Below are 5,290 nucleotides of genomic sequence, written 5' to 3'. Positions count from 1 at the left end.
CGCTCGGCTTCATCGGACGCGAACTTTGCGCAATATCGGTGGTGCCGTTGATCAGCGCAGCAATGCCCGTACCCGATCCGCCGCCGGTCACCTGGAGAGTTGTTCCCGGATGACGACGCATATAGGATTCCGCCCAGCGCTGGCCGAGAATAACCATTGTATCCGAGCCTTTGATGGTGACGGCCCGATTGGCTTCTCCGGATCCAGGTTGCTGTCGCGTGCAACCGGGAAAGCTCATGAGCAACGGGACAATCACCAGCAGGAGAAGGCGCAGCCCCTTTCTGATCCCGACTCTTTCCCTCGTGTCCGCAGGATATGTGGGATCGCAGGGGAAACGCCGCCCGAGTGAACACTCAGAAAGATTTCGCCCCTCGGTGGAGAGTCGAGGCCGTTTCTGCCGCTCCATCATCGTGCTCTCACTGTCAGCGGGTCAGGATAAACCAGGGCTGTTAAAGCCCGGTAAATGCGAGGTGAAATTTGTGTAAAATGTCGTCTCACCTCCCTCGCCCCCCGCCCTAGCCCGGGCCAAACCATCTTCCCTCAATCCTCACCAAAGCTGAGAAGTTTGAACTGATTACCGAGCTGGAGCACCGAACCGAAGAGCCGGAGGTCGTGTTCTCTGCCGCTCGTGTCCCTGATGGTCACGCGAGGCTTTTCATGCACGGTGAATGTCCTGTAGGACGAGTGACCAGCACAGGTCAGACGGACCAGATGATACTGCCGACCACCGTGAGTGGCCATAAGCTCGGCGCTTTTGGCCCGATTCATCGGCTCGAATGCCTCCCAAACCCAGTCGCAGGTGAGATTGGGGATGTCACGCGAGGGGAGTTCGGGCCACACGAAGGAACAGAATTCGTCGCGGGTGACGAGCAGACGCTCGAGCCGTCCGGCGTCACGGGTGGCCAGCGCTTGAAGAACTTCAGCGGCCACGGCCTCGGCCGTCGGCTGAGCGAACTGAAGCGACCGAGGCGCGTGGCCGGCCGTCCGGCAGCCCGGCGAAAGCCCAAGAGTGAGAGCGAGAACCCCGACCACAGCCTGAGCCACGATCTTCCGCCAGATGCCGAGGAGATGGTCTCGCACGGTTTCTCCGGTATTCTCTCGCAATGTCTCAGTTGAGATTAATCTGGATCCAGGCCGACGTCGTCCAATCATTCTCCGGATTGACGCCGCCGAGGAAGTTCACCGGTTCGAAGAAACCGTCCGTCGGAGGGGCCGCGACCATTTGCCTGTCGCGCGCTGGAGAGAGGTCAGCCGGACGCAGGTCCGGACGACGCCGATTGAATGGGTCTCGAAGGCGAGGATCCACGACCAGTGCGGTTTGCGAAGCGCTCAAGAGGTCCGTCGTGCGACCCGCAGCGAAATTGGGAGAATTCATGAAAAAGAGGGAGTTCGCGATGCTGAGCCGTCCACTGGCGGCCAGCGACTGGCTTATTTCTCCCTGAATGTCAACGCCGGCCTGCTTGAAGCCCATGACGATGAAATTCCTCAGCGTGCCGGCCGTACCGCGTCGCAGGACAATGCCGGCGCCGCCCCCAACCCCCTGTCGGGGATCGCCAACCAGGGTGAAGTTATAGAGCGTCGGATTGGAGATCGGCGTGAGCAAATTGTTTTGCTCGTTATTGTCCGCCTCGATCCCGCGATCCACCGCCGGGTCCACTTCCCCGTCCATCTGGATGACGACGAACTGCGCCTTGCCGGTCCATCCGGTTTGCCAGTCGAATCCATCGTCTCCCGGACCTGTGACGAGGATGTATTTCACGTTGACCGTGCCGCCGAAAAACTCCACGCCATCATCGGCCCCTCGATTGACGTGCACATGATCCACCACCGTTCCCGCTCCGACGCCGGCGAAGGTGAGGTTATTGAGTTCGCGATCAGGGGCGATGGGGAATCCGGCGAACTCGACGCGGACGTAGCGGATGACGCCACTGGAATCATTGGGGTCGTTACCTCCGTACACGCCCGTGAGCCCGGCTTCGCCAATGTCTTCACCGCCGGGAACGTTAATGGGAGCGCGACCGTTAATCCACACGCCTCCCCAGTCGCGCGGACTCCGCGAGCCCGGTTCCTGCGCGCTGGTGAAGACAATCGGGTTCGTCGGCGTTCCCTCGGCCATGATCTTCGCCCCTCGATCAATGACCAGGAAACTGCGGTCCAATCCACGAATGGTGGTGCCCGGAAGGATGGTCAACGTCGCTCCGGCTCGAACAAAGACAGCTCCGCTGAGCACGTAGACCTTATCCGGTGTCCAGGTCGTGTCTTGAGTGATGTCCCCCTGCACGATGACGGTATTCCCCTGAGCCAGCGCACGCGCCTCCCCCCAGGGAACGAGAACGACCTCCACGATCAGAGCCAAGATAAGCCCTGTCAGACGGATCATACGATTTTGCCTCATGGCTTCCCTCCTTGTTGAGATTTAGAAAATCGAGTACGACACGCCGATGCTGAACGTGCGGCCTCGATGGTAAAACCAGTAAGGAAAAGATCCCTGAATGAAGCGAACCGAACGGTCCAGGAGATTTTCGGCTGAAAATCGCACCTCCAGTTTCTGCGCCTCGCCGAGGAATCTCCTGGAGACGTAGACGTCCAGGCTGGGGTATCCTTCCTCGACAATATCCGGCAGGCCGAAGGCGCCCACCTCGCTCAACCGTTCACCGACGAAATTGATGAGCGCGCGGGCCTCCAGCTTCCAACGGGGCATCTCGTAATGCACAATGCCGTTGAAGACGTTTTTCGATTGTCCGACGAGCGGTCGTTCCGACGAGGTGACAACTGACAGGTTCTGCGGTCCGATGGTGACGTGAGATCGAACATAGGTGTAGTTGCCGAGAAGGCTCAGGTTCGTCAGGCGAGCCGACAGCACGCCGAGATTCTTTCGCACCTCGATCTCCCATCCCCAGTTGGTCGCCCGAGGCACATTGCGATAAGAGACGATAGTCACCTCATTGGAGGGCTGGATGACGGGTTCGATGGGATTGACCAGCCGTTTGGCGAAAAAGCTGACCGCGATCAACTCCTGAGCGCCCACGAACCACTCCCAGCGGGCATCCACGTTGGTGATGGTGGTACGAACCAGCGCAGGATTGCCCACTGCCGAGGGGCCTCCGGTGACATCGGTGAACTCAAAAGGACTCAGCTCGCGAAAGTGGGGTCGGGCGACCGTCCGGCTGTATCCGGTTCGGAGATTCATCGTGGGCGTCACGCTATAGACCAGACCAAGACTCGGCATCCAATCGGTCTGATCCTGATCGGCGCGAACGGGATTGAGCGTTCGGTTGAAGGGATTGAACGTGGTGACGATCTGCCGCGATCGTTCGGCTCGAACGCCCCCGATGATTCGCCACTTCGGCCGCGCCACATCCACCATGCCGTAGCCGGCGGCGATGTCATGAATGCCCTCGTAGGCATCGGTGGGCCGCGTCTCTTCAAAGATCTCGAACCCATTGGGCCGAATGTTTGCCGGGGCCAGAAGCTCTTCTATCGGAGCGGTAAAATCAATTCCCGACGCTCCCCGGGCAATAAACCGAAATCGCCGGGACGTAAATCCTCGATCCCGATTACTCCAGGACGCTCCGGCTTTGAGCGCGATGGTCGTCCGACCGGTCGGCATGAACAGGCTCCAGTCCAGAGCCGGTTCGCGGATATTTTCCCTCATCGTGTTGAACAGGCGGAGTCCGCTTTGCAACTGGCTGAAGAATCGGAATCGGCCGATGGAGCGATCGTATTCGTAGATGGATTCGCGCAGATCGGGCTCATCCAGCGTCGCCCGCGAATAGGTGAACCGCCACGTCACCACGCTATTGCTGAGCGAGGGGATGACGTGGTCGCCGGACAGTTGACCGGCGTAGACGCCTTCTTCCAGATAGCGCAGTCGTTCGTCGTTGATGATGGTTGCGCGACTCTCGTACCATCCCCGGTAGACGCGACTGCTGTCGGTTCCCTCGTGGCTGAAGAAGTTCCTGACGAACAGCTTATGGTTCCCCGCCAGTCGGTAGGCGACATTGGCCGTCGCCCCCAGTCGCACAGTGTTGGTGCTGGAGCGATAGCCCCGGAGGAGGTCTTCGGCGAGGAGGTCTTCGGGAATCAGGGCTCGCAGGCTCGGTTCGAGTCCCTGCTGGCGGAGGAAGTCCTTGCGGGCGAAGACGCTTCTCGGCACAAGACGATTCTCCGCGCCGATGACGTAGTAAAGGCGATCTTCGGTCGTGTTCTGAAAGGCGGTCGTGTAGATGAAGCCCCCCACCACTCCCCATCGCCCCCGGCTCATCCCGCCCGACAGGCTGTAGCTCTGGTTCGGTCCGGCGGTATCGGGACGGGGACTCCAGATGTTCTCAAAAGCGCGCCCAAAGGTTTGAAGCTGTTCGGCCGTGAACCCCGGCACAATGATGTTCCCCCGAAGCAGACGGCGATCGCGGGGAATGATCTCCGGCAGTGCCCGCCGCCCTCCCCCGAAACCCAGCCAGTCGAGCCGATCCCCCGGATAGGTGAGGAAGCTTTTGAACGTCGTCAGCGAGTTGCTGCCGAGGGAGGCCGAGACTTTGAGCGTCGCCGAGGAAGGAAATTCAATGGCGCGAATCTTCACTACGCCGCCGGAGAATTCACCCGGCTGGTCAGGCGTAAATGACTTGAGCACGGTCACCGCGTCGAGCAAATTCGCCGGGATGAGATCCATCGGCACGACGCGCCGATCCGGCTCCGTGGTTGGCAGAAGGGCGTCATTGAATACCGTTGTGCTGTAGCGTTCACCCAGACCGCGCACGTAGACATACTTGTTTTGAACAACGGAGATGCCGGGGACGCGCTGCAGCACGCCGGCTGCATCCGAATGAGTATCCCGCTTCATCTCCCGGATGCTGAGGCCGTCGCTCACCACGGCAGCGGCTTTTCGTTCGGCCAAAAGGGCGATCTCATCAGTGCCATTGCTTCCGGCTGCTTTCACTTCGACTTCACCGAGTGTCATCCCCTCGGGACTCAAAGCGATGTCCAACGGCGTCGTTTCCCCGGACCGAACCACGACCTGCGTGACCACCTGCTCGCGATATCCAGCTCGAGAGATGCGCACCTGATACGTACCTGCTTCCAGCGGCAGAGCGAATGTGCCGTCCTGATCGGTAACCGCATGATGGGGAGTTCCCGCTATCTCCACGCGCGCTTCTCGCACCGGCTCCTGCGTCACAAGGTCAATGACACGGCCCGTGAGGCTGCCTTTTTGCGGCGATGATGGATGAGGGACGTGAGCCGGACTGCTTGTCGCCACCACGCCTAAAACCAGAGCAGCAAGCATGGCCAATCG

Annotated in this window: 4 protein-coding genes; all 4 read right to left on the bottom strand. The window is 60.2% G+C overall.

The features are described 5' to 3' along the window. On the bottom strand, positions 1 to 409 hold a 409-nt coding region (locus tag VNM72_13005), incomplete at its 3' end, for a substrate-binding domain-containing protein (GenBank protein HXF06315.1). 131 nt (positions 410 to 540) lie between these two features. Next, positions 541 to 1,080, bottom strand: coding sequence for a hypothetical protein (locus tag VNM72_13000; protein HXF06314.1), 540 nt, complete (start codon positions 1,078 to 1,080; stop codon positions 541 to 543). A gap of 28 nt (positions 1,081 to 1,108) precedes the next feature. Continuing rightward, the gene (locus tag VNM72_12995; GenBank protein HXF06313.1) at positions 1,109 to 2,395 is read right to left on the bottom strand and encodes a hypothetical protein; all 1,287 of its coding nucleotides are present in this window, start codon (positions 2,393 to 2,395) and stop codon (positions 1,109 to 1,111) included. Positions 2,396 to 2,416: 21 nt separating this feature from the next. After that, positions 2,417 to 5,290, bottom strand: a 2,874-nt coding sequence (locus VNM72_12990; GenBank protein HXF06312.1) for a TonB-dependent receptor, incomplete at its 5' end; no start/stop codon positions are given.

It is taken from the genome of Blastocatellia bacterium, assembly GCA_035573895.1.
Lineage (GTDB): Bacteria > Acidobacteriota > Blastocatellia > HR10 > HR10 > DATLZR01.
This window is presented reverse-complemented; position numbering and strand designations above follow the sequence as displayed.